The organism is Bacillus sp. MN7755, from assembly GCF_054771475.1.
Genome location: NZ_BTRL01000017.1, coordinates 276,273 through 296,822, shown reverse-complemented (window position 1 = coordinate 296,822; position 20,550 = coordinate 276,273). Strand labels below are relative to the sequence as shown.

Here is a 20,550-nt window from a genome sequence, read left to right as displayed (position 1 = left end):
TCATCATCACCACCAAGGTCACCAAGGTCATCATCACCACCAAGGTCACCAAGGTCACCATCACCACCAAGGACATCAACAACAAGTACATCACCACGGACACCATCATATACATCCACAGGCTGTTCTTTATCAAACTCATCAAGGTCACCAAGGTCACCAAGGTCATCATGGTCATCACCACCAAGGTCACCAAGGTCAGCACGGTTACCAAGGTCATCAAGGTCACCACCAACAATATCAACAACAACAATCTTCTCCTTGGGCCGGTGGAATTGGAGCAGGAGCAGCAGGGGTAGCAGCAGGAGCAGCTAGTATTGCCGGAGCAGCAGGGCATGCGGGACACGTGGGTCATTAATGAATGGCAGAAAAAAGACATAATAAAAAACTGCTAGGAAATCCTAGCAGTTTTTTTCAGCTTCTTGACGCTGACGTTCGATTTCAGCACGAAGTTGTGGTTCTGGTGCTTGCCAGCCTTCAGGTTTTAGAATTTTTCCGTCGCCTTCGCGGAATCGAGGTTTCCCGTCCGGGAATAATTTTGCCATGTTTGCGTTATTTACAATTTCGAATCCTTTATCAGGACGAACGCCCATTTCGGCAAATGTTCCGAATGCAAAGTAAATAAGGTCAATTAGTGCATCATATTGATCTTCAACAGTCGTTGCTTCTAGAAATTCTTCTAGCTCTTCTTGCATAAAACTTGCACGGATTTTTGCACGTTCTTCTGTTAATTTTGTTGGAGTATTTGTCACAGGATGTCCGAACTCTTCATGCATTTTTGCAACAAGTTCGTATCCTTTATCTAAACCTTTTTCGTTTGTCATGTTGTTTCATCCTTTCTCGCTTTGTGCCGAATCTCATTGTAACATAAGGTGATTATGAAATGAAAAGGGACTGTTCAAAAGTTCCATCTTTTAGTTAAGGTAGGGAAATATTATATCGACTAAACGATAAAACATAACCCATTAATAAAAGAAAGCCATCCCGGAATACTTTTGGGACGGCCCTGCTCGTTATTTTTCTTCTTTTATAAAAATCGATAAAAGAAGATCGATGCCAAACATACCAACGAGCAACATTGGTATAACGACAAGTATATAACGTGTAAAGGAAACATTTTTTAAGTATGTATGAGCAAATAAAAAGACGCCGAGAAATAAAATACCATTTAAAATAGGCTTTACTAATTTTTTAGACATAAGCTCCCCCATAAATATCTTCTCTCTCTATCTAAAATAAAAACTCCTCTTTCCGTTGTATCATGCTGGAGAGAGGAGTTCAATCATTTCTCATTCAATTACACCAGAATTTGTAATGTTTACAGTGTATTTCACTTTAATTGGTACATCTTTATACATCTTTCGCCATTCTTCTAATTTAAATGGGCGATAATGTTGTCTATATTTTGCTCCGAGTCCAAGAGGATCAACATTTAAGGATTTAAACTGTTTAATTAGTTTTGTAGCTTTCGCATCTAACTGTTTCTCAACCGCTTTCGCTATTTTTTGCGTGTTCTTTTTATTTTCTAAGTTGAATTTTCGAGATAATTCTTGAATACGAGCTTGCATTTTTACATGAATATAGAAAGAAGGTTTTCCATTTTTTATAGTTACTTCGTAGGTAGGAACGGAATGGATGTTATTAATCATTGCATAGCCAGGATTGGTTTTAAATTCATGTGAGTCCAAGCGGTGTTTTTCTAGCAGTCCTTTGAAAACAAACATATCGTGATACTTAATTGTTCCGACCAACTTATCCTTTTTCAAAAGACCGATACCAGTAATTTTTATTTTATCTCCATGTTTTTTTAGGATAGGCATATAAGAATCTTGTCCTTCACGGTAGTACCTGAAGGCACCTAAATATAAATTGTCAGTTGGCAATGGCCCAGTGTCCATATTATGTTCTAACATTTTTTTTATATAAATCGCAACATTGTAAGAGGTACTATATTTTCCTTTAAATAGTTCAGTACCACTGCCTTCTAATAGTCCAACATACAGTGAGTTACCAATATTCACATCACGAATTAATGTGTCAAAGGAAGTTGATAATCCTTTTTTAGCAATCTTTGTTGTGAATAAGGCAACACGCATTTGCCCGCTTGCGAACGGTTGCGAAGATTCCAAAGATGTATCTGCCTTTACTTGTTTTACTGCGTTTCCTGTTCCTTCGTAAACTTGAACTTTATTTCCCTTTTTTTGTATGGGACAAACAAATGTAACTTTTACTTTATTATCTTTTGCTGTATCGAAGGCAGCTCCTTGAATGAGCTGAACATCATCAATAATATTTTTTTGTAAACAACCAGTTAGACTGAAGACACTGATGCAAATAAGAAGTATTAATTTTCTTTTGGTTTTGTCCATTTTTTTTTCACCCACACAATAATAAATAGAATTGGGATATATATATATATAAGCCAAAAACTAACTTTAGATGTATTACTAATAAAATCATTAATATCATGCCTATTTGTTAAAAGTTGTGAAACAACTAAGGTGATAAGCATAAATGCAATTAAAATACCTCGTTGTTTTACACGAAAGATTTCATGCGTTCCTCGAGTAGCGGCCCATAAAGGTAGAATAAAGCTTGTAATAATAACGAGAGCATAACCGGAAATAGCAATATACTCAAGTCGCTCGATAAAAGGAAGCTTAATAACTTGTGTCATGGACAGTTGAGACCAAATTGTTTTGAGTAGTTGTTTTTCGCTAAAGAATGTAAAAGCGAGAATCGTACTAAATAAATATAAGAAGTTAGAGAATAATGCACCATATTGTGCAAATTTATGGGATTTTTCTGGTTCTTTAACAAAAGGATAAACCATAAGGAAAATTTCAAATCCTGTCATACTATAAATGGATAGTTGAGCTGCTTTCAAAATATCTGTAAAAGAATGTGAAAACATTGGAAGTAAATTATCCCAATGTGAGAATTTCAAAATGAAAAGACTTAGAAAAAGATAACCTAATGTTCCACCAACGGAAATAACACAAATTCCTGTAATGACGCGGAATCCTGATGAAATAATGTAATAACTTATTAAACATAAAAAGAATGTGAGCATCCAGGTGGATGCACTAGGAAACATCCATACTTGAATAATTTCGACATATGTTCTAACAACAGAAATGCTTACAATAAAAAAATAAGCCATAAAAATGAGACTAATACCATTTCCAATCCACTTTCCAAAAAGCTGTTTGTGTAAATCAATTAAATTCCCTTCTGTATTTTTTAGTGAATAATACATCATCCATATAAGAATATGGATACAGATTCCTGTGATTAGAACCCCGATCCAGCCATCATATCCAGCAACTTTTGCTATAATTCGAGCGAATCCGAGAACGCCAGCACCAAACTGTGCACTGTGAATTAAGAAGAAAACAAAGATAGGGGATATTTGATATCTTTCTTGAACTTTACTCATCAATGCACCTCATTCCTTAATCATCAAAATCCGATCTATGTTTTGTTGAAATCCCTTTTGTTGATTTTTTTACATGTTGTGGTCTTGCTTGTACATCTCTTGTATCAATCATTGTTAATGGAAAACGAATCCATGAATCTTTTACGGACTGTTGCCTAGTTGGATAAAAAAGAGCATATGGCTTGCGTAAAGACGTTAGTCTAAATAGATGAGTAAATAAAAAGATAAATCCAAGAGAGATACCGAAGAGTCCTCCTATTTCTGCAAAGAAGAGAAATGGGAAACGTAGTAAGCGAACGGCATTACCCATCTTATAAATAGGTGTAATAAAGGAAGCAAGTGCTGATAAGGCAACGATAATTAATAAAATATTACTCGTTAATCCAGCTTGTACTGATGCTTGCCCGATTACGATACCACCTACAATACCGAGTGTTTGACCGACTTTCATCGGTAACCTTGCACCAGCTTCTCTTAATAAATCGATAACTAATTCCAAAAATAGTGCTTCAATTAAAGGTGGGAATGGGACTTGTGCTCTCGATAAAATCAATGTTTCGAGCAAATCGCTTGGAATGAGTTCATAATGATAATTTAAAACGGCAACATATAATGGGGCTGCACAAATTGAGAAAAGGACAGCGATAAGTCGTAAAACTCTTGAAAATGTAGCATAAAGCCAAGAGACATTATAATCTTCTGGTGAAATAAAGAAATCGAAATAGGATACAGGAGTTAATAGAACGTTTGGTGAACCATCAACAAAAATTGCAATTTTGCCATCAATAAGGGCTTTTGTGACTCTATCAGTGCGTTCTGTGTTGATATAGAGTGGGAAAATTGATTTTTCACCCATTAATTCCTGTAAATAAGCACTATCATTAATTTGATCATATTCAAGAGCTCGCAATGATTCTTCTAGAAAATCTACATTCTCTTTTTCGGCAAGATTATCTAAATACATTATGACAACCTTTGTTTTTGAAAACTCACCGATAATCATTTCTTTTGTTTGTAAATCTAAAACAGGAAGGCGTTTTCGTACTAAATTAATATTCGTATCAATAGCCTCTACAAAACCTTCTTGCGGACCGATAACTGTTGATTCATTTAAAGGAGGGCTTGGTGCCCGGTAAGTATCAATTGCAATGTTTGCAAGCATACACTTTTGCTCTTGTTGGTTCAATTGAATAATCGCATGTCCCTTTAAAACCATATCCTCAATTTTTTGTAAGTCATTCGTAATTGTAATACCGCTCATTGGAATATGTTCTTTTAGCTCCTCAAGAGAAGAACAAGAGTGTTCTAAAAGTGTAGGCATTAAATAATTTTGAAGCTTTTCTCCATCAAGTGAAGGACGGTAGTAAGAAATCCAATAAGGCATCGTATCATCATCAGATGTGTGATAATTAACAAAATCACTAGACTTTTTCAGCTTCTCTAATAAATCTTGTAGAGAATGAATACGGTCTTTCTCTGGCTTCGAAAAATCATAAATACTATTACTTCCAGAGTTTTGCTGTTGCCCTTGATCCGAGTTATTTTGTTTAGAGTGTTGTTGTTTATCGTGAGCCAAGTTTTCATGTTTAGAGTGTTGCTGTTGATCTTGAGCCGGTTCGTCTTGCTTAGAGTGTTGCTGTTGCCCTTGAGAAGATTCGTCTTGTTTAGAGTGTTGTTGCTGATCCTGAGCCGAGTTGTTTTGTTTAGAGTGTTGCTGTTTATTTTGAGTCGAGTCACCTTGTTTATCCTGGGAAGATTCCTTGCTTTCCTCTTTTTGTTGCTCGTCATTGCTATCTTTATTATGTTTCATACTTCTAGTCTGTTCTTTGTTATCATCCTCTTGATTACTAGGTTGTTGCTCCGAGTTACCTGTTTCGTTTTTCTCTGTTGTATTTGATTTTTTCTTCTTACGTAGCCAATTCCAAATCATATGTATGCCCTCTTTGATTGTGTAATATAGTGCTATTTTGTGGCTAATTTTGTATATTATTCATTTATTTATGAAAAGAAGGAGGAGATTAGTTTGCATAGAAAAAATCCTTTAGTAAGCAGTACATACTATGACGGGAAGAGGGCGAGTCTGTGCAATTTGTAAAAAAAGAGAAGTTTGTTTTAAAGGAGTTTACATTTGAAAATGGTAGGACAATTCCTGTTCAAATGGGGTATGAGACGTATGGTACTTTAAATAGAGAAAGGTCAAATGCGATTTTGGTTTGTCATTATTTTAGTGCAACTAGTCATGCGGCAGGTAAATATACAGCGCATGATGAGGAATCTGGCTGGTGGGATGGTTTAATTGGACCTGGAAAAGCAATTGATACAAATAAATACTATGTTATATGCACTGATAATCTTTGTAATGTACAGGTGAAGAACCCATATGTGATTACGACAGGACCGAAATCGATTAATCCGAAAACTGGAGATGAATATGCGATGGATTTTCCGGTTTTTACATTTCTTGATGTAGCTCGTATGCAGTACGAGTTAATAAAAGATATGGGAATCCCAAGGTTATATGCTGTAACGGGACCGTCAGCTGGCGGGATGATTGCGCAGCAATGGGCTATTCACTATCCTCATATGGTAGAGCGGATGATTGGTGTTATTACGAATCCGCAAAATCCAATTATTACGTCAGTAAATGTAGCACAAAATGCAATTGAGGCTATTCAACTGGATCCAAGTTGGAAGGGCGGAAAATATGGAGAAGAGCAGCCAATGAAGGGGCTTCATTTAGCGAATAGAATGATGTTCATGAACGCATTTGATGAGAATTTTTATGAAACGGCATTCTCGCGTAATAGTATAGAAATGGCGCACTATCAAGAGTTTTCTGCATTAACAACATTTGAGAAAGAGATAAACAAACTGACATATAGAAGTATAGAGTTAGTAGATGCAAATTCGTGGATGTACACTGCGAAGGCAGTTTTATTACATGATATTGCGCATGGATTTTCTTCATTAGAAGAGGCTCTTTCTAATATAGAAGCAAATGTACTTATGATTCCGTGTAAACAAGATTTGCTTCAGCCGTCACGTTATAATTATAAAATGGTAGACATTTTGCAAAAACAGGGGAAATATGCGGAAGTGTATGAGATAGAAAGTATAAATGGGCATATGGCGGGAGCATTTGATATTCATTTATTTGAAAAGAAATTGCATGAGTTTTTAAATCGGAAAGTATCTAGTTTTGCGTAGAAAATAAATGATGTGAAAAAGGTGCAATGTATGTAGTAGGCACCTTTTTTACATGATTTGTAGGCGGAAAATATATGTGGCAATTGCTATACCGAAGAATGCGATACTGAGTAATAGAAATAAGAATGACATTTCTTGTGGTGATTTTATCTTTTTATTATTTTTCATACTAAGAGCAATAATTGCAATGATTAAGAAAATGATGCCCATAATGAAAAGAAAAAGTGTCATTTTCATTGGCTCCTTTCATAAAACAAGTATATTGAGGATACAATGCAAGAGTTATGTTTGTAAAGAATAAGTTTTGCGAGAAAATTGAGAAATAAATTCTCAGTTCTTTGCGTTCTTTCTTTCGCATGCTAAAATTGATGAGGAATGATTATTTAAAGAAGAAACTAAAGGTTTTATTGTATATAAGGAGGAACGACATATGACAGAAGTTAAAACAATTACTACAGAAGAAGTGCAAGAGCGTTTAGAAAATGGAGAAACGTTATTTTTAGTAGACGTGAGGGAAGATGAAGAAGTGGCGGCAGGAAAGATTCCAGAAGCTGTACATATTAAAATGGGCGATATCCCAAATAGAGTAGATTTCTTTGATAAAGAGAATGAATATATCTTTATTTGCCGTTCGGGAATGCGTAGTGAAAATGTATGTCATTATTTAAATGAGCAAGGCTTTAAAACAGTGAACATGGTTGGCGGTATGCTTCAATATGAAGGTGAAACGAAATAGTTAATAGTTAAAAACTTGAAACGAGTCTGTTTCAAGTTTTTTTCTTTTGCATACAGTGTACAAAAGGGGGATAGGTAAATGGGGATTAACTTGCGGAAAGTAAAAATTATAAATAATACAGGGGCTGTTAATGTTGGTGACTGTTATGATATCTCACCTTTAGCTGTAGCAAAGGTATATGCAGGTGCTGGAGGGTCGAGTGCGGCTATTTTTTTAAATGGGAAAAGACAGTCAGAAGCAGTGATTAGAACATCAGTGTTTCTTCCGCCATTAGCAACGAGTACACGTACATTAGGTTCATAGAGGAAAGGTAGAGTGTGATTATGCCTGCTCATATAAAAGAGTTTGTTATTGTGAATAACACTGGAAATATATTTACCGGTGATAATTTGAGTGATACTTCATTTACTGCTACGAAATCGTATAGTGGTTCGATGGGGTGCACTTGGATCGACGTTGTTACAGTAATAGGGACGGAGACGAAGCTTTGTTTACAGCCGGGAGATTCTGTGACGACAACATATACAAGGGGTACTCCTGCTGGTACTGTACCAGGAACAAATATGGGGCAAAGTGTAAATACATCGGGTATAGCGCAAGCTGTTCCGAATACAGATAATATGGATTCAACTGCAGGACTCCCTTAAGAAATTAAGGGGGTTTTTATTTATATGAAATAAAAATAGTCTTTGAAATTGTTTTTATAAATACATATTAAGAAGAGGTTTGTTTTATGTAAAAAAGATGGTGTGTAGGTGGTGGAAGTGTGAAAGAGCGCGATAAACAAAATTCATTAAACTCTAATTTCAGAATTTCACCAAATCTTATTGGACCTACTTTTCCTCCTGTTCCAACGGGATTTACTGGCATTGGGATTACTGGTCCAACCGGTCCACAAGGTCCGACTGGCCCACAAGGACCAAGAGGATTGCAAGGTACGATGGGGGAGATGGGTCCGACAGGTCCTCAAGGTGTCCAAGGGATTCAAGGACCAGTTGGACAAATGGGTGCAACTGGTCCAGAAGGACAGCAGGGGCCACAAGGATTGAGGGGACCAGAAGGAGCAACAGGAGCGACAGGCCCTCAAGGGGTGCAAGGGTTACAAGGTCCGATTGGTCCAACCGGAGCGACTGGGGCACAAGGTATACAGGGGATACAGGGATTACAGGGGCCAATTGGAGCTACTGGACCTGAGGGACCTCAAGGAATCCAAGGAGTACCGGGTCCATCAGGAGAAACGGGACCACAAGGAGTTCAAGGAATCCAAGGTCCGATGGGTGAGATAGGACCAACAGGTCCAGAAGGGCCAGAAGGACTTCAGGGTCCGCAAGGAATACAAGGAGTGCCAGGACCAGCTGGAGCAACAGGTCCAGAGGGCCAGCAAGGAATACAGGGAGTACAAGGGCCGGTAGGAGCGACAGGACCAGAAGGCCAGCAAGGAATACAGGGAATACAAGGGATTCAAGGTGTAACAGGAGCAACCGGGGCACAAGGAGCAACTGGAATTCAAGGTGTTCAAGGGAATATAGGAGCAACAGGTCCAGAGGGTCCGCAAGGGGTTCAAGGAGTGCAAGGTGACATAGGTCCAACAGGTCCAATGGGAACACAGGGAGTTCAAGGTATTCAAGGGATACAAGGACCGACGGGTGCGCAAGGAGTACAGGGTCCGCAGGGAATTCAAGGAGTCCAAGGTCCAACAGGAGTAACTGGGGATACCGGTCCAATAGGGGTAACTGGTCCTTCTGGAGGACCCGCCGGACCGACTGGTCCAACAGGTCCATCAGGTCCGACGGGAGTGACAGGTCCATCAGGCGGACCACCTGGCCCGACAGGAGCAACCGGTTCGACAGGAGTAACAGGAGATACCGGAGCGACGGGCTCAACTGGAGTGACAGGAGCGACAGGAGAAACGGGAGCAACCGGAGTTATGGGCTCAACTGGAGTGACAGGAGCGACAGGAGAAACGGGAGCAACCGGAGCACAAGGTCCACAGGGGATTCAAGGGATACAAGGTATACAGGGTCCGACCGGTCCACAAGGCCCAACAGGAATTCAAGGAGTGCAAGGCGAAATAGGTCCAACTGGTCCCCAAGGAGTGCAAGGGTTACAAGGTCCCCAAGGTCCAACAGGGGATACAGGAGCAACCGGAGCACAAGGTCCCCAAGGAGTGCAAGGAATCCAAGGTTCAACGGGAGCGACTGGAGCGACAGGTCCCGAAGGAATTCAAGGTCCGCAGGGCATACAGGGTGCACAAGGTTCAACCGGAGCCACGGGAGCAACGGGTGCACAAGGCCCAACAGGGGACACGGGTCCAACCGGTTCACAAGGAATCCAAGGTCCAACCGGTCCAACCGGAGCTGGAGCAACTGGGTCTACGGGAGCAACTGGTGTGACCGGAGTTAGTACAACTGCAACGTATGCATTTGCGAATAATACTTCAGGAAGTGCTATTTCTGTTCTGTTAGGTGGTACGAATGTACCGTTGCCGAACAATCAAAATATTGGTCCAGGAATCACTGTGAATGGTACGAATACTGTATTCACAGTTGCGAATGCAGGAAATTACTATATAGCTTATACAATAAATTTAACAGCCTCTTTACTCGTAAGTTCACGTATAACTGTAAATGGTAGTCCGCTTGCTGGAACGATAAACGCTCCGACTTTGGCTACTGGTTCATTTAGTGCAACAATAATTACTAGCTTGCCTGCTGGAGCTGCCATTAGTCTGCAATTATTTGGATTAATTGCAATAGCTACATTATCTACGGCAACGCCAGGAGCTACTCTAACGATTATTAGATTAAGTTAATAAGAAGAAAACCTTGGGCTTTTATGCTTCAAGGTTTTTTATCCCGCATTAATGGGCAGTAAGCCCCCCACCTCAAAATTCAGCGGAAGCAAAGAAGTTAGGTGGGGGATCAACTGCCCGTAAAAGCCCGATTGGTTCAACTAATAATCAGTGGGGGATGAACAAAACCCCCACTGATTAAAGTTTCACTTTATCTCGTTATTTGTAGGTAGTTTAATTGGTTAGGAAAGTTTCACTTTATTCACTTGAGCAAAAACATCGCAGTTCGAAAATATATTATAATAGAATGAAAAGAGAGAAATTTGGCAGAAAGGGAGGGTGGCGATGCAGGAGATGGTTACAGATTTTTTTGGACGCCCACTTCAAGATTTGCGCATATCTGTCATTGATCGTTGCAATTTTAGATGTACATATTGTATGCCAGCGGAAGTTTTTGGGCCAGATTATGCTTTTTTGAAAGATGAGTTTTTACTGACGTTTGATGAAATTGAGCGTTTAGCAAAACTATTTGTTAGTATCGGTGTACGAAAAATTAGACTTACTGGTGGCGAGCCACTACTTCGTAAAGATTTAACAAAGCTTATTGCGCGTCTCGTGAAAATTGATGGATTAGTAGATATAGGGTTAACGACAAATGCGATTCATTTAACGAAACAAGCAAAAGCATTAAAAGAAGCTGGATTACATAGAGTAAATGTTAGTTTGGATGCAATAGATGACGATATATTTAAGGATATTAATGGCCGGAATATCAATACGAAACCTGTTATAAAGGGAATAATGGCTGCAAAAGAGGCCGGTCTTGATGTAAAGGTAAACATGGTTGTGAAAAAAGGGATGAACGATCATCAAGTGCTTCCAATGGCTGCATATTTTAAAGAGCAAGGAATCACGCTTAGGTTTATTGAGTTCATGGATGTTGGTAGTACAAATGGATGGAATTTTGATCAAGTCGTTACGAAGCGAGAGTTAATTGAGATGATTCATAGCGTGTATCCGCTTGAGCCAGCTGAAGCACATTATTTCGGTGAAGTTGCGAAGCGATATCGTTACGTTGGAACAAACGTCGAAGTCGGTTTTATTACTTCTGTTTCTGAGTCATTTTGTTCCTCTTGTACGAGAGCGAGAATTTCGGCAGATGGAAAGTTTTATACTTGCTTATTTGCGACAGAAGGACTCGATATAAGGGAACTTCTTAGAGGGAATCTTTCGGATGATGAGTTAATAAGCGTTATACAAGATGTATGGATGAATAGAAAAGATAGGTATTCGGATGAACGGACAGAAGAAAGTGCGAAGAATCGTCCGAAAATTGAAATGTCTTATATAGGAGGATAAGAAAGGGGGATATCGTATGCAGGAGCGATATTCAAGACAAATATTATTTTCTGGTGTTGGAGAAGAAGGACAGAGAAAAATTAGAGAGAAGCATGTGCTTATTATTGGTGCTGGTGCTCTCGGTGCAGCGAATGCAGAAGCGATTGTTAGAGCAGGGGTTGGAAAAATAACAATTGCGGATCGTGATTATGTAGAATGGAGCAATTTACAAAGACAACAATTATATACAGAAGAAGACGCAAAGCAGTATAAACCGAAGGCGGTAGCAGCGGCAGAACATTTAAAAGCAATTAATTCTGAGGTGGAAATAAATCCGGTTGTAACGGATGTAACGGTGCAAGAAATGGAAGAGTTAGTGAATGATGTAGATTTAATATTAGATGCGACAGATAATTTTGAAACGCGTCTTCTTATTAATGATATTTCACAAAAGTATAATATTCCGTGGATATATGGTGGTTGTGTCGGAAGTTACGGAGTAACGTATACAATTTTACCAGGAAAAACACCGTGTTTTCGCTGTTTAATGGAGCATCCGGCGAGCGGGGCAACATGTGATACGGCTGGTATTATACAGCCGGCAGTGCAATTAGTAGTTGCGCACCAAATAACGGAGGCGCTGAAAATATTAGTAGAAGACTTTGGGGCGCTTCGCGAAACGATGCTATCGTTTGATCTTTGGAATAATCAACAGATGGCATTTAAAGTGAATAGACAGAAAAAAGATACGTGTTTATCTTGCGGAAGATTACGTACATATCCGAGTTTAACATTTGAAGCACAAACGAAAACAGAAGTGTTATGTGGCCGGAATACAGTACAAATCCGTCCAGGTGTACGGAATGAAGTTAATTTAGAAGAAATTAAAAAGCGCTTACAAAGAAGTGTGGATGTAAAAGCTACTCCGTATTTATTATCATTTCCGGTAGAGGAATTTCGTTTTGTTTTATTTACAGATGGCAGGGCGTTTATTCATGGGACGAATGATATAAATGTAGCAAAACGTTTATATGCAAGATATATAGGTTGAACCTAAAGGGAAACCCTTTAGGTTCAACAGAGAGAAGATTAAGGCTTTCTCGTATAATCTCCACTTTTTCCACCGGTTTTTTCAAGTAAGTACGTTTCGCCAATAATCATACCTTTATCAACAGCTTTACACATATCGTACACGGTAAGAGCGGTAGCGGAAGCAGCTGTTAAAGCTTCCATTTCAACACCGGTGCTACCTTCTGTTTTAACTTTTACTTCAATAAGTAATCGATATTGTTCTTCAGATTGTTTCCAATCGAAAGAAACGTCAACACCTTTTAATAATAAAGGATGGCACATTGGAATAATATCAGAAGTGCGTTTCGCAGCCATAATACCTGCGATTTGTGCAACTGCTAATACATCACCTTTCCCAATTTCATTGTGAGAGATTTTATCGTAAATTTCTTTTGTAACGATAATGCTAGAGCATGCGATTGCTGTTCGAACGGTTGTTTTTTTGTCGCTTATATCAACCATCTTCGCGCGTCCTTGGTCATTAAAGTGTGTAAATGAAGACATGGAATTCCTCCTTGAAGTAATTTCTATTTAATATATAAAGTTTAATCGAGATAAAAAAAATTGCAAATATGAGGTGAGAAACGATGGTAGAAAAACGAATTCCAATTCAAGTTGCTGAGGCAGTAGAGAGGGTAATGGAATATGCGAAGAATGGTGAAGTAGAAGAGGTTTCTATTACGGAAAGTTACGGGAGGATTCTTGGGGAGGATGTTGTCTCTGATCATGATGTCCCTCATTTTAATCGTTCTCCTTACGATGGTTTTGCAATTCGAGCAGAAGATACGAAAGAAGCAAAGCAAGAAAATCCAGTTGAATTTGAAGTAATAGGAGAAATCGGAGCGGGATCTGTTTTTTTAGATGAAGTAGGGCCTTTTAAAGCGGTTCGTATTATGACTGGGGCAGCTATTCCAGCGGATTGTAATGCAGTCGTAATGCTAGAACTGACGGAAGGTTTTGAGCAGAACGGAAAAACATATATGAAGTTAAAGCGTCCTTTTAATAGTGGTGACAATGTGTCATTTAAAGGAGAAGATATAAAACAAAATCAAGTTCTTATTAAGAAAGGTGCTGTAATCAATCCAGGTGTTGCCGCCTTATTAGCGACGTTTGGATATAGTACTGTGAAGGTGGTAAAACAGCCTGTTGTTGGGATTGTCACGACAGGAAGTGAATTACTAGAAGTACATGAGTCGTTACAGCCGGGGAAAATTAGGAATAGTAACTCTTATATGATTGCAGCTCAAATTAGGAAAGCTGGAGGGAAAGTTCGTTATTATGGCCAACTTGCCGACGAGTTAGAGGCTTGTTTTACAGCTGTTCAATCGGCGATGAATGAGGTTGATATTTTAATTACGACAGGCGGGGTGTCGGTAGGAGACTATGACTACTTGCCAGCTATTTATGAAAGATTACAGGCGAATGTACTTTTTAATAAAATAGCAATGAGACCAGGAAGTGTTACGACAGTAGCTGAAGTTGATGGAAAGTTACTTTTCGGTTTATCAGGAAATCCATCAGCTTGCTACGTAGGCTTTGAGCTATTTGTGCATCCGGTTATAAAAACATATTTGTATGAGAATGAGCCTCACGTATATAGAGCTGATGCTATTTTACAAAAAGATTTTCCAAAGCCAAATCCGTTTACTCGTTTTGTGAGAGCAAAGGTGACAATCGTGGACGGGGCATTACAAGCGATGCCGGTCGGTTTAGATAAATCGAGTGCTGTATCTTCACTTGCGGATGCAAATGCTTTTATTGTGTTGCCTGGAGGAACGAGAGGATTTGAGGCAGGGATGAAAGTGTCTGTATTATTGCTAGAGCACGCTGAGGGAAGTGATTGGCCATGGGCAAAGCCCCTTCAATCTTACAAATAGTAGGGTATCAAAATAGCGGGAAAACAACACTTGTAGAGAAAATTGTGCATGCATTAGCTGAACGGAAAATGAAAGTTGCTACAATTAAACATCACGGGCATGGAGGGTTTCCAGAAGTAGCGCAAAAAGATAGTGAAAGGCATCGAAAGGCCGGTGCTGTCGTAAGTAGTGTAGAAGGCGCTGGATTACTTTCACTATCGTCATTAAGAGAGGAATGGTCCTTGCAAGAAATTATTCGCTTATACGAGTTTTTTGAAGTGGATACAATTTTAATTGAGGGCTATAAAAAAGAGAGCTATTCGAAAGTGGTGTTACTTCGTTCTGAAGAAGACGTTGAACTTTTACATAAAGTAGAAAATATAGTAGCGGTTATTACGTGGCATGATGCTCCGGCAAACTTACGAGAAGAATATAAAGTATTTCATATAACAGAAGAAGAGTTGTATATAGACTGGTTTTTACAAACGGTAAGGAGTGCGAAATGACACATACGTATTATGAAGTAATTGATACAGAAATTTCAATTGAAGAGGTAGCGAATAAGGTTATTCGCCGCGAATGTGGTGCTGTTACAACATTTATTGGAACGGTTAGAGAGTTTACGAAAGGGCGTCGTACATTATACTTAGAATATGTCGCTTATAAAACGATGGCAGAAAAGATGCTAGAGAAAATTGGTTCAGAAGTGAAAGAAAAATGGCCAGGTACATACGTTGCAATTACACATCGCATCGGTACACTGCAAATTTCTGATATCGCGGTTGTTGTTGCTGTTTCAACACCGCATCGTAAAGCGGCCTATGAAGCGAATGAATATATTATGGAACGTATAAAACAAATTGTTCCAATTTGGAAAAAGGAATTTTGGGAAGATGGTGACTCTTGGATTGGTGATCAATTAGAAAAAACGCCATATCCGGCGGGAGAGCCTGGGAAGGAGCTATAAGTATGATTCGAGTATTGTTATTTGCGAACTTGCAAGAGGAAGCAGGAAGAAGTGAATTACAAATAGAGAAAGAAAATATTACGGTTGCAGAGTTAAAAGATATTGTTGCGAAAGAATATAATGTACCAGTAACAGCGCCAATTATGGTTGCGATTAATGAAGAATATGCAAATGAAGATGATAAGATCCAATCTGGTGATGTTGTTGCACTAATCCCACCAGTGAGCGGTGGTTAATATTGGATTCATTAAAACGACTTTCCTGAATGGGGAAAGTCGTTTTTTTATGGCAGTTTTGAGAACACTAATGTATAGAACAAGGAGGGCGTTATGAAAAAACTATGTGTAATGCTAACAATGATATGTTCTATCTTTTCCTTTTTGCCAAGCTATTCTTTGGCAAAAGAATCGGATGAACAACTTTTAGAAAGTGCGCTATTAAATCGATATTACTCTGTGATAAGGCAAGCGACAGAAGATCAATATGAATGTGATTCCGTTATAAATATAAAGCGTCTCGGTAAGAAAGATGAGTTCGTTCCTAGATTTGAAGTGACCTTACAATTTCTCACATTTCAAGGTGCACATAACCCGCCTAATGACAAAGTTACACTTACCTTGGAAGACAATTTAGATCACATAAAGATAAAGGAAGTTGAGCGACAAAAAAATGTGTCTAGTGCGATCGCAGAAAAGGTTTGTGCACGGGCGAAGGCAAAAATGAAAGCACATTCTAATGGTGTAGAACGGTAACTGAAGACATTTCGTAAAGAAAGGTAATGAGCGATGGACATACTTTTAGCGATTTTACCAGCTATATTTTGGGGAAGTATTGTGCTATTTAACGTGAAACTGGGCGGGGGACCGTATAGTCAAACGCTTGGTACAACACTTGGCGCACTTATTTTCTCGATTGTTGTTTATATTTTTATGAAGCCAGTATTAACTCCTACTGTTATTGGAGTTGGGATTGTGTCAGGTTTATTTTGGGCACTTGGTCAGGCGAATCAATTAAAAAGTATTGATTTAATGGGCGTTTCGAGGACCATGCCCATTTCAACAGGACTTCAATTAGTTGCGACGACTTTATTTGGAGTTATCGTATTTCATGAGTGGTCTACGACAATATCAGTTGTCCTTGGTGTTTTGGCTCTTATTTGTATTATTATCGGTGTTATTTTAACATCCCTTCAAAGTGAAGAAGAAAAAAGTGCAGAGCAAGCGGGGAATTTTAAAAAGGGCATTATCATTTTATTGATTTCAACAGTCGGTTACTTAGTTTATGTAGTAGTGATTAGACTATTTCATGTAGATGGTTGGTCAGCTTTATTGCCACAAGCAGTTGGTATGGTGTTAGGAGGGATTTTGCTTACTTTTAAACATCATCCATTTAATAAATATGCGCTACGAAATATTATTCCGGGATTAATTTGGGCAGCTGGAAATATGTTTTTATTCATTTCTCAGCCGCGTGTCGGAGTGGCAACAAGTTTTTCTCTATCACAAATGGGAATTATTATTTCAACGCTTGGCGGGATTCTTATATTAGGTGAAAGAAAAACGAAACGTCAATTAACGGGGATTGTTGTCGGTATCGTTTTTATTATTGCAGCCGGAATTATGTTAGGTATTGCAAAAAGTTAAAGGAGGTATTGGAATGTATAGTGATTTAGCAGGGAAGGTTGTCGTTATTACAGGATCAGCAACTGGTCTTGGGAGAGCGATGGGAGTAAGGTTTGCTGAGGAGAAGGCGAAAGTAGTGATTAACTATCGCTCACGAGAGTCAGAAGCGCATGATGTACTAGAAGAAATTAAAAAAGTAGGCGGAGAAGCGATTGCTGTAAAAGGTGATGTCACGAGTGAATCGGATGTTGCGAATCTCATTCAATCTGCAGTAAAAGAGTTTGGTACGCTCGACGTTATGATTAATAATGCAGGGATAGAAAACGCGGTACCATCGCATGAAATGCCGCTTGAAGATTGGAATAAAGTAATCAATACGAATTTAACAGGCGCTTTTTTAGGAAGTCGTGAAGCGATTAAATATTTTGTGGAACACGATATTAAAGGATCTGTCATTAATATGTCTAGTGTTCATGAGAAAATTCCATGGCCATTATTTGTGCACTATGCAGCGAGTAAGGGCGGTATTAAACTGATGACAGAAACGTTAGCGTTAGAATATGCACCGAAAGGTATTCGAGTAAATAATATTGGTCCAGGTGCAATAAATACACCAATTAATGCCGAAAAGTTTGCTGATCCTAAAAAACGTGCTGACGTAGAAAGTATGATACCGATGGGCTACATTGGAAAGCCAGAAGAAATCGCGGCAGTAGCAACTTGGCTCGCTTCATCAGAGGCGAGTTACGTGACTGGAATTACGTTATTTGCAGATGGTGGAATGACTTTATACCCATCGTTCCAAGCTGGGCGTGGATAATATGAAAAGGACAAAGAATTTGATCTCTTTGTCCTTTTTTTTGCAAAAAAAAATAGCGATTAGCTATTTTAAATTTAATGATTAATTGTTTCTTGAAGAAATTCTGTCGCTTGATGTTCAGAAACGTTTTGTACGAGCGCAACTTCGCTAATCATCATTTTACGTGCATTATCTAGCATTTGTTTTTCGCTCGCATTTAAAGCTCTTTCTTTATTGCGGCGAAGTAAATCTCGAACAACTTCTGCACTATCTTGCAGATTGCCGTTTTTCATTTTTTCCATATTCATTGTATATCTTTGTTTCCAGGAAAGTGATGTATCTGATTCCCCGTTTTGAAATTCAAGAAGTATATCATCTAACGTACATTTATCTACGATAAAACGAATACCTGATTTTTGTAATTGATCCATAGGAAGCATTACTTGCATATCTTTACTAATGATACGTATCACACAATATTGACGGGTAGTCCCTAATATTTCTTTCTCTTCAATGGCTTCGATGACTCCTGCGCCGTTCATTGGATAAACGATTTTATCACCAATTTGAAACAAATCATCCACCTCCATATGTGGTAACCATCTTTAATGATAGCACAAGTGAATAAAAATGTCAAATTTTATATAATACCATAATGTTAATGTTATAGTCAATAAGTAAAAGGTCTTTTTTATTTATATTTTTTGTCCTGACTTATTGATGATTTTTTAGAAAAATAGTGCAGGTGAAGAAAGAAGGCATATCCACTTATTTTTAAGCATAAAATGTAAAATCGCTAATACAATATACCTAAATCCGTTCTTTGCAAAGGAGGGAGAGAAGGTGGGGCACACAATAAAAATTGATATTACAAATAAAGTGGTAGCTAAATTTAGACCAGATTATTTGGAATTATATACGAGTAAATTTATGATAGGTAAGTTTTATGTCTATACTGAAGGTAAACAATATGTGTTAGAAGACGGATATATATATGAAAACGGAAAATTTTATCGCATCATAGATACGCACCGTGGCAATAATCAAGCGGCGGAGGGCTGCGATCTAGGATGGTGTTAACATGATTCGTGTAAAAGTGTTTGATGAAAGTCACGAAAAAGACTTAGAAGACGCTGTAAATGTTTTTTTGAAAAAGATTGATGATAGTAACTTTGTAGATATTAAGTACCAAGTCGGTGTTTCCATTAACGATGACGAAAACCAAATTTATTGTTTTTCAGCAATGATCGTTTATAAAGCATAAAAAAGAGCTGGGTGAGCCAGCTCTTTTTTATGTTTTATGTTGGGACAACATGTGTCGGTAATACGCTCATAATAGATTGGGTTGTGCCTAATTTCTTTGTCGTTAAAAGCGGCTCCCCTGTTTCATGATTTTGGGCATCTTTACACATACCAAGGTGATAACGATCACCTAAAAACGGATCAATATAAAAACCGTTTTTGAATACTTTATCATTCGGATGTTTTTCATGGTGAATGTCAGAGCAGTTAATGCAATAGAACATAGCTTTCATCCCCTTTTTATTTTTGTTTGAAAAAAGTGCGTCGGTAGTCATTTCGCTCCTAAGGAAATGTTGAGGAGAAGAGAAATAACTACCTACTCAAACGGTGGGCATATTCCTTCTGATTTTTCATATCTCGCGTATTGTCCCTGAGGGAAGGAGGAGAGACGAAATACGCATGATATACGTAAGGCACTTCTTTCAAGATGAATGATGGAGTTTCATGTTGAGAGAATTTTTTATTTTTTGTTGCCTTTGTGAGTATATTATGAAGAAATGCTCAGAGGGTGTTTGTCCTGTTGAAAAAATGTTGAGAATTTCTCAACAGTAAAAAAGAATCAACATTGACATGAAACCAAAAGGTGTTATATCATCTAAATACAACCAAAAGGTGTTATATTTGAGTGCCGAATAAAGGAGAATGAAAATGGAACAACAACATACATTAAATGATATTAAACAAACGATCGTTTTTAACGCGTCTATTCAAAAAGTATGGAATGTAGTATCAACTGCAGAAGGGATTTCATCATGGTTTATGCCAAATGATTTTAAATTAGAGGTAGGACATGAATTTCATGTGCAATCACCGTTCGGACCATCACCATGTAAAGTATTAGAAATTGATGAGCCAAACCACCTATCTTTCTCATGGGATACAGATGGCTGGGTCGTTTCATTTAATCTGAAAGACTTAGGAGATAACAAAACAGAATTTACGTTAATTCACGGCGGCTGGAAACATCCTAATGAAATTCTTCCGAAAGCGAATGCGAAGAGCTCTATTATTCGCGATAGAATGAGCGGCGGCTGGGTAACGATTGTAAATGAAAAACTGAAAAAGGTTGTCGAAGGCTAAATGTCATCATCAGCAGCGAAATATGATGTATTTCAAGCGATTGCTGATCCAACCCGCCGAGAAGTAATACGGTTATTAAGTGACAAAGAGTTACCGATTTCCAAAATAACGGATCATTTTCCGATGAGTCGTACTGCAGTTGTAAAGCACCTTCATATTCTTTCAGAAGCGAATTTAGTAAGCGGAAGAAAAAGCGGAAGAGAGAAGATATATCGTTTGCATCCAGAACCATTAGAGGAATTACAACAGTGGCTCTCATATTATGAACGTTTTTGGGATAATAAATTGTCCATGCTGAAACATATTGTGGAGAATGAAGAATAAAAGAGGATGACCAAAATG

General features: G+C 38.3%; 27 protein-coding genes and 1 pseudogene. 19 read left to right on the top strand and 9 right to left on the bottom strand.

The annotated features are described in order from the left end of the window. Positions 1–358: pseudogene (locus ACYVEC_RS20810) on the top strand (hypothetical protein); the annotation flags it as partial. 43 nt (positions 359–401) lie between these two features. On the opposite strand, the gene ACYVEC_RS20805 reads toward ACYVEC_RS20810, so the two are convergent. The 5 genes from ACYVEC_RS20805 to ACYVEC_RS20785 all read right to left on the bottom strand — a co-directional run bounded on the left by ACYVEC_RS20805 (position 402) and on the right by ACYVEC_RS20785 (position 5,369). Then, positions 402–824: a pyrophosphohydrolase domain-containing protein gene (locus ACYVEC_RS20805; protein ID WP_000180547.1), complete on the bottom strand. Its 423-nt coding sequence runs from the start codon at positions 822–824 to the stop codon at positions 402–404. A gap of 189 nt (positions 825–1,013) precedes the next feature. After that, positions 1,014–1,199 (bottom strand): hypothetical protein, encoded by a 186-nt coding sequence (locus ACYVEC_RS20800; protein WP_063223656.1) that lies wholly within the window; start codon positions 1,197–1,199, stop codon positions 1,014–1,016. Positions 1,200–1,289: 90 nt separating this feature from the next. Next, positions 1,290–2,369, bottom strand: coding sequence for a Ger(x)C family spore germination protein (locus ACYVEC_RS20795; protein ID WP_098555214.1), 1,080 nt, complete (start codon positions 2,367–2,369; stop codon positions 1,290–1,292). Continuing rightward, positions 2,345–3,439, bottom strand: coding sequence for a spore germination protein (locus tag ACYVEC_RS20790; RefSeq protein WP_063223598.1), 1,095 nt, complete (start codon positions 3,437–3,439; stop codon positions 2,345–2,347). Before ACYVEC_RS20790 ends, ACYVEC_RS20795 begins: the two co-directional genes overlap by 25 nt. A gap of 16 nt (positions 3,440–3,455) precedes the next feature. Further along, positions 3,456–5,369, bottom strand: a complete 1,914-nt coding sequence (locus ACYVEC_RS20785) for a spore germination protein (protein WP_460508124.1) — start codon at positions 5,367–5,369, stop codon at positions 3,456–3,458. Between the two features lie 152 nt (positions 5,370–5,521). On the opposite strand from ACYVEC_RS20785, the gene ACYVEC_RS20780 reads away from it, so the two are divergent. Continuing rightward, a complete protein-coding gene (locus ACYVEC_RS20780) occupies positions 5,522–6,646 on the top strand; it encodes a homoserine O-acetyltransferase family protein (protein ID WP_063222420.1) in 1,125 nt (374 codons plus the stop codon). A gap of 48 nt (positions 6,647–6,694) precedes the next feature. Here the strand turns inward: ACYVEC_RS20780 and ACYVEC_RS20775 are convergent, their stop codons facing one another. Further along, positions 6,695–6,877, bottom strand: a complete 183-nt coding sequence (locus tag ACYVEC_RS20775; protein ID WP_063222421.1) for a hypothetical protein — start codon at positions 6,875–6,877, stop codon at positions 6,695–6,697. 199 nt (positions 6,878–7,076) lie between these two features. On the opposite strand from ACYVEC_RS20775, the gene ACYVEC_RS20770 reads away from it, so the two are divergent. The 6 genes from ACYVEC_RS20770 to ACYVEC_RS20745 all read left to right on the top strand — a co-directional run bounded on the left by ACYVEC_RS20770 (position 7,077) and on the right by ACYVEC_RS20745 (position 12,562). Further along, the gene (locus ACYVEC_RS20770) at positions 7,077–7,382 is read left to right on the top strand and encodes a rhodanese-like domain-containing protein (protein ID WP_063222422.1); all 306 of its coding nucleotides are present in this window, start codon (positions 7,077–7,079) and stop codon (positions 7,380–7,382) included. Between the two features lie 78 nt (positions 7,383–7,460). Then, the gene (locus ACYVEC_RS20765; protein WP_000512464.1) at positions 7,461–7,685 is read left to right on the top strand and encodes a spore germination protein; all 225 of its coding nucleotides are present in this window, start codon (positions 7,461–7,463) and stop codon (positions 7,683–7,685) included. 20 nt (positions 7,686–7,705) lie between these two features. Further along, on the top strand, positions 7,706–8,029 hold the full coding sequence (locus ACYVEC_RS20760; RefSeq protein WP_063222423.1) for a hypothetical protein: 324 nt from the start codon (positions 7,706–7,708) through the stop codon (positions 8,027–8,029). 119 nt (positions 8,030–8,148) lie between these two features. Further along, positions 8,149–10,194 carry a BclA C-terminal domain-containing protein gene (locus ACYVEC_RS20755; protein ID WP_460508119.1) on the top strand — a complete coding sequence of 682 codons (2,046 nt, stop codon included), beginning with the start codon at positions 8,149–8,151 and terminating at the stop codon, positions 10,192–10,194. Positions 10,195–10,518: 324 nt separating this feature from the next. After that, positions 10,519–11,532: a GTP 3',8-cyclase MoaA gene (gene moaA / locus ACYVEC_RS20750; protein ID WP_063222425.1), complete on the top strand. Its 1,014-nt coding sequence runs from the start codon at positions 10,519–10,521 to the stop codon at positions 11,530–11,532. A gap of 16 nt (positions 11,533–11,548) precedes the next feature. Beyond that, entirely contained in the window at positions 11,549–12,562 is a 1,014-nt protein-coding gene (locus tag ACYVEC_RS20745) for a molybdopterin-synthase adenylyltransferase MoeB (protein ID WP_460508116.1), read from the top strand. Between the two features lie 38 nt (positions 12,563–12,600). Here the strand turns inward: ACYVEC_RS20745 and moaC are convergent, their stop codons facing one another. Then, a complete protein-coding gene (gene moaC / locus ACYVEC_RS20740) occupies positions 12,601–13,086 on the bottom strand; it encodes a cyclic pyranopterin monophosphate synthase MoaC (RefSeq protein WP_063222427.1) in 486 nt (161 codons plus the stop codon). 83 nt (positions 13,087–13,169) lie between these two features. Between moaC and moeA the strand changes: the two genes are divergently transcribed. From moeA to ACYVEC_RS20705, 7 genes are all read left to right on the top strand, one after another. Beyond that, positions 13,170–14,459, top strand: coding sequence for a molybdopterin molybdotransferase MoeA (gene moeA, locus ACYVEC_RS20735; protein ID WP_063222428.1), 1,290 nt, complete (start codon positions 13,170–13,172; stop codon positions 14,457–14,459). Next, positions 14,429–14,944, top strand: a complete 516-nt coding sequence (gene mobB / locus ACYVEC_RS20730; RefSeq protein WP_063222429.1) for a molybdopterin-guanine dinucleotide biosynthesis protein B — start codon at positions 14,429–14,431, stop codon at positions 14,942–14,944. Before moeA ends, mobB begins: the two co-directional genes overlap by 31 nt. Beyond that, positions 14,941–15,405, top strand: a complete 465-nt coding sequence (gene moaE, locus ACYVEC_RS20725) for a molybdopterin synthase catalytic subunit MoaE (protein ID WP_063222430.1) — start codon at positions 14,941–14,943, stop codon at positions 15,403–15,405. The genes mobB and moaE overlap by 4 nt, the downstream gene beginning before the upstream one ends. Positions 15,406–15,407: 2 nt before the next feature. Beyond that, positions 15,408–15,641, top strand: a complete 234-nt coding sequence (moaD, locus tag ACYVEC_RS20720) for a molybdopterin converting factor subunit 1 (RefSeq protein ID WP_063222431.1) — start codon at positions 15,408–15,410, stop codon at positions 15,639–15,641. Positions 15,642–15,734: 93 nt separating this feature from the next. Continuing rightward, complete coding sequence (locus ACYVEC_RS20715; RefSeq protein ID WP_063222432.1) at positions 15,735–16,157, top strand: DUF3888 domain-containing protein; 423 nt, start codon at positions 15,735–15,737, stop codon at positions 16,155–16,157. 33 nt (positions 16,158–16,190) lie between these two features. Continuing rightward, entirely contained in the window at positions 16,191–17,048 is an 858-nt protein-coding gene (gene glcU, locus ACYVEC_RS20710) for a glucose uptake protein GlcU (protein WP_063222433.1), read from the top strand. Between the two features lie 13 nt (positions 17,049–17,061). Beyond that, the gene (locus tag ACYVEC_RS20705) at positions 17,062–17,847 is read left to right on the top strand and encodes a glucose 1-dehydrogenase (RefSeq protein ID WP_063222434.1); all 786 of its coding nucleotides are present in this window, start codon (positions 17,062–17,064) and stop codon (positions 17,845–17,847) included. A 74-nt stretch (positions 17,848–17,921) separates the two neighbouring features. On the opposite strand, the gene ACYVEC_RS20700 is transcribed toward ACYVEC_RS20705, so the two are convergent. Further along, entirely contained in the window at positions 17,922–18,416 is a 495-nt protein-coding gene (locus tag ACYVEC_RS20700; protein ID WP_080468432.1) for a CarD family transcriptional regulator, read from the bottom strand. A gap of 253 nt (positions 18,417–18,669) precedes the next feature. On the opposite strand from ACYVEC_RS20700, the gene ACYVEC_RS20695 reads away from it, so the two are divergent. Both ACYVEC_RS20695 and ACYVEC_RS20690 read left to right on the top strand, forming a co-directional pair. Then, positions 18,670–18,906 carry a DUF2553 family protein gene (locus tag ACYVEC_RS20695; RefSeq protein ID WP_063222436.1) on the top strand — a complete coding sequence of 79 codons (237 nt, stop codon included), beginning with the start codon at positions 18,670–18,672 and terminating at the stop codon, positions 18,904–18,906. Position 18,907: 1 nt separating this feature from the next. After that, complete coding sequence (locus tag ACYVEC_RS20690; RefSeq protein WP_000621751.1) at positions 18,908–19,090, top strand: sporulation protein Cse60; 183 nt, start codon at positions 18,908–18,910, stop codon at positions 19,088–19,090. Positions 19,091–19,124: 34 nt separating this feature from the next. Here the strand turns inward: ACYVEC_RS20690 and ACYVEC_RS20685 are convergent, their stop codons facing one another. Further along, entirely contained in the window at positions 19,125–19,352 is a 228-nt protein-coding gene (locus ACYVEC_RS20685; RefSeq protein WP_063222437.1) for a DUF3973 domain-containing protein, read from the bottom strand. A 424-nt stretch (positions 19,353–19,776) separates the two neighbouring features. On the opposite strand from ACYVEC_RS20685, the gene ACYVEC_RS20680 reads away from it, so the two are divergent. Then, positions 19,777–20,208, top strand: a complete 432-nt coding sequence (locus ACYVEC_RS20680; protein WP_063222438.1) for an SRPBCC family protein — start codon at positions 19,777–19,779, stop codon at positions 20,206–20,208. Continuing rightward, positions 20,209–20,532, top strand: coding sequence for an ArsR/SmtB family transcription factor (locus ACYVEC_RS20675; protein WP_000098837.1), 324 nt, complete (start codon positions 20,209–20,211; stop codon positions 20,530–20,532). Positions 20,533–20,550 lie beyond the last annotated feature (18 nt).

What these genes read in the sequence shown, in the direction of transcription:
- ACYVEC_RS20805 (WP_000180547.1), bottom strand. Translation starts at nt 824, where the DNA reads ATGACAAACGAAAAAGGTTTAGATAAAGGATACGAACTTGTTGCAAAA.
- ACYVEC_RS20800 (WP_063223656.1), bottom strand. Translation starts at nt 1,199, where the DNA reads ATGTCTAAAAAATTAGTAAAGCCTATTTTAAATGGTATTTTATTTCTC.
- ACYVEC_RS20795 (WP_098555214.1), bottom strand. Translation starts at nt 2,369, where the DNA reads ATGGACAAAACCAAAAGAAAATTAATACTTCTTATTTGCATCAGTGTC.
- ACYVEC_RS20790 (WP_063223598.1), bottom strand. Translation starts at nt 3,439, where the DNA reads ATGAGTAAAGTTCAAGAAAGATATCAAATATCCCCTATCTTTGTTTTC.
- ACYVEC_RS20785 (WP_460508124.1), bottom strand. Translation starts at nt 5,369, where the DNA reads ATGATTTGGAATTGGCTACGTAAGAAGAAAAAATCAAATACAACAGAG.
- ACYVEC_RS20775 (WP_063222421.1), bottom strand. Translation starts at nt 6,877, where the DNA reads ATGACACTTTTTCTTTTCATTATGGGCATCATTTTCTTAATCATTGCA.
- ACYVEC_RS20770 (WP_063222422.1), top strand. Translation starts at nt 7,077, where the DNA reads ATGACAGAAGTTAAAACAATTACTACAGAAGAAGTGCAAGAGCGTTTA.
- ACYVEC_RS20765 (WP_000512464.1), top strand. Translation starts at nt 7,461, where the DNA reads ATGGGGATTAACTTGCGGAAAGTAAAAATTATAAATAATACAGGGGCT.
- ACYVEC_RS20760 (WP_063222423.1), top strand. Translation starts at nt 7,706, where the DNA reads ATGCCTGCTCATATAAAAGAGTTTGTTATTGTGAATAACACTGGAAAT.
- moaA (WP_063222425.1), top strand. Translation starts at nt 10,519, where the DNA reads ATGCAGGAGATGGTTACAGATTTTTTTGGACGCCCACTTCAAGATTTG.
- ACYVEC_RS20745 (WP_460508116.1), top strand. Translation starts at nt 11,549, where the DNA reads ATGCAGGAGCGATATTCAAGACAAATATTATTTTCTGGTGTTGGAGAA.
- moaC (WP_063222427.1), bottom strand. Translation starts at nt 13,086, where the DNA reads ATGTCTTCATTTACACACTTTAATGACCAAGGACGCGCGAAGATGGTT.
- moeA (WP_063222428.1), top strand. Translation starts at nt 13,170, where the DNA reads ATGGTAGAAAAACGAATTCCAATTCAAGTTGCTGAGGCAGTAGAGAGG.
- mobB (WP_063222429.1), top strand. Translation starts at nt 14,429, where the DNA reads ATGGGCAAAGCCCCTTCAATCTTACAAATAGTAGGGTATCAAAATAGC.
- moaE (WP_063222430.1), top strand. Translation starts at nt 14,941, where the DNA reads ATGACACATACGTATTATGAAGTAATTGATACAGAAATTTCAATTGAA.
- moaD (WP_063222431.1), top strand. Translation starts at nt 15,408, where the DNA reads ATGATTCGAGTATTGTTATTTGCGAACTTGCAAGAGGAAGCAGGAAGA.
- ACYVEC_RS20715 (WP_063222432.1), top strand. Translation starts at nt 15,735, where the DNA reads ATGAAAAAACTATGTGTAATGCTAACAATGATATGTTCTATCTTTTCC.
- glcU (WP_063222433.1), top strand. Translation starts at nt 16,191, where the DNA reads ATGGACATACTTTTAGCGATTTTACCAGCTATATTTTGGGGAAGTATT.
- ACYVEC_RS20705 (WP_063222434.1), top strand. Translation starts at nt 17,062, where the DNA reads ATGTATAGTGATTTAGCAGGGAAGGTTGTCGTTATTACAGGATCAGCA.
- ACYVEC_RS20700 (WP_080468432.1), bottom strand. Translation starts at nt 18,416, where the DNA reads ATGGAGGTGGATGATTTGTTTCAAATTGGTGATAAAATCGTTTATCCA.
- ACYVEC_RS20690 (WP_000621751.1), top strand. Translation starts at nt 18,908, where the DNA reads ATGATTCGTGTAAAAGTGTTTGATGAAAGTCACGAAAAAGACTTAGAA.
- ACYVEC_RS20685 (WP_063222437.1), bottom strand. Translation starts at nt 19,352, where the DNA reads ATGTTCTATTGCATTAACTGCTCTGACATTCACCATGAAAAACATCCG.
- ACYVEC_RS20680 (WP_063222438.1), top strand. Translation starts at nt 19,777, where the DNA reads ATGGAACAACAACATACATTAAATGATATTAAACAAACGATCGTTTTT.
- ACYVEC_RS20675 (WP_000098837.1), top strand. Translation starts at nt 20,209, where the DNA reads ATGTCATCATCAGCAGCGAAATATGATGTATTTCAAGCGATTGCTGAT.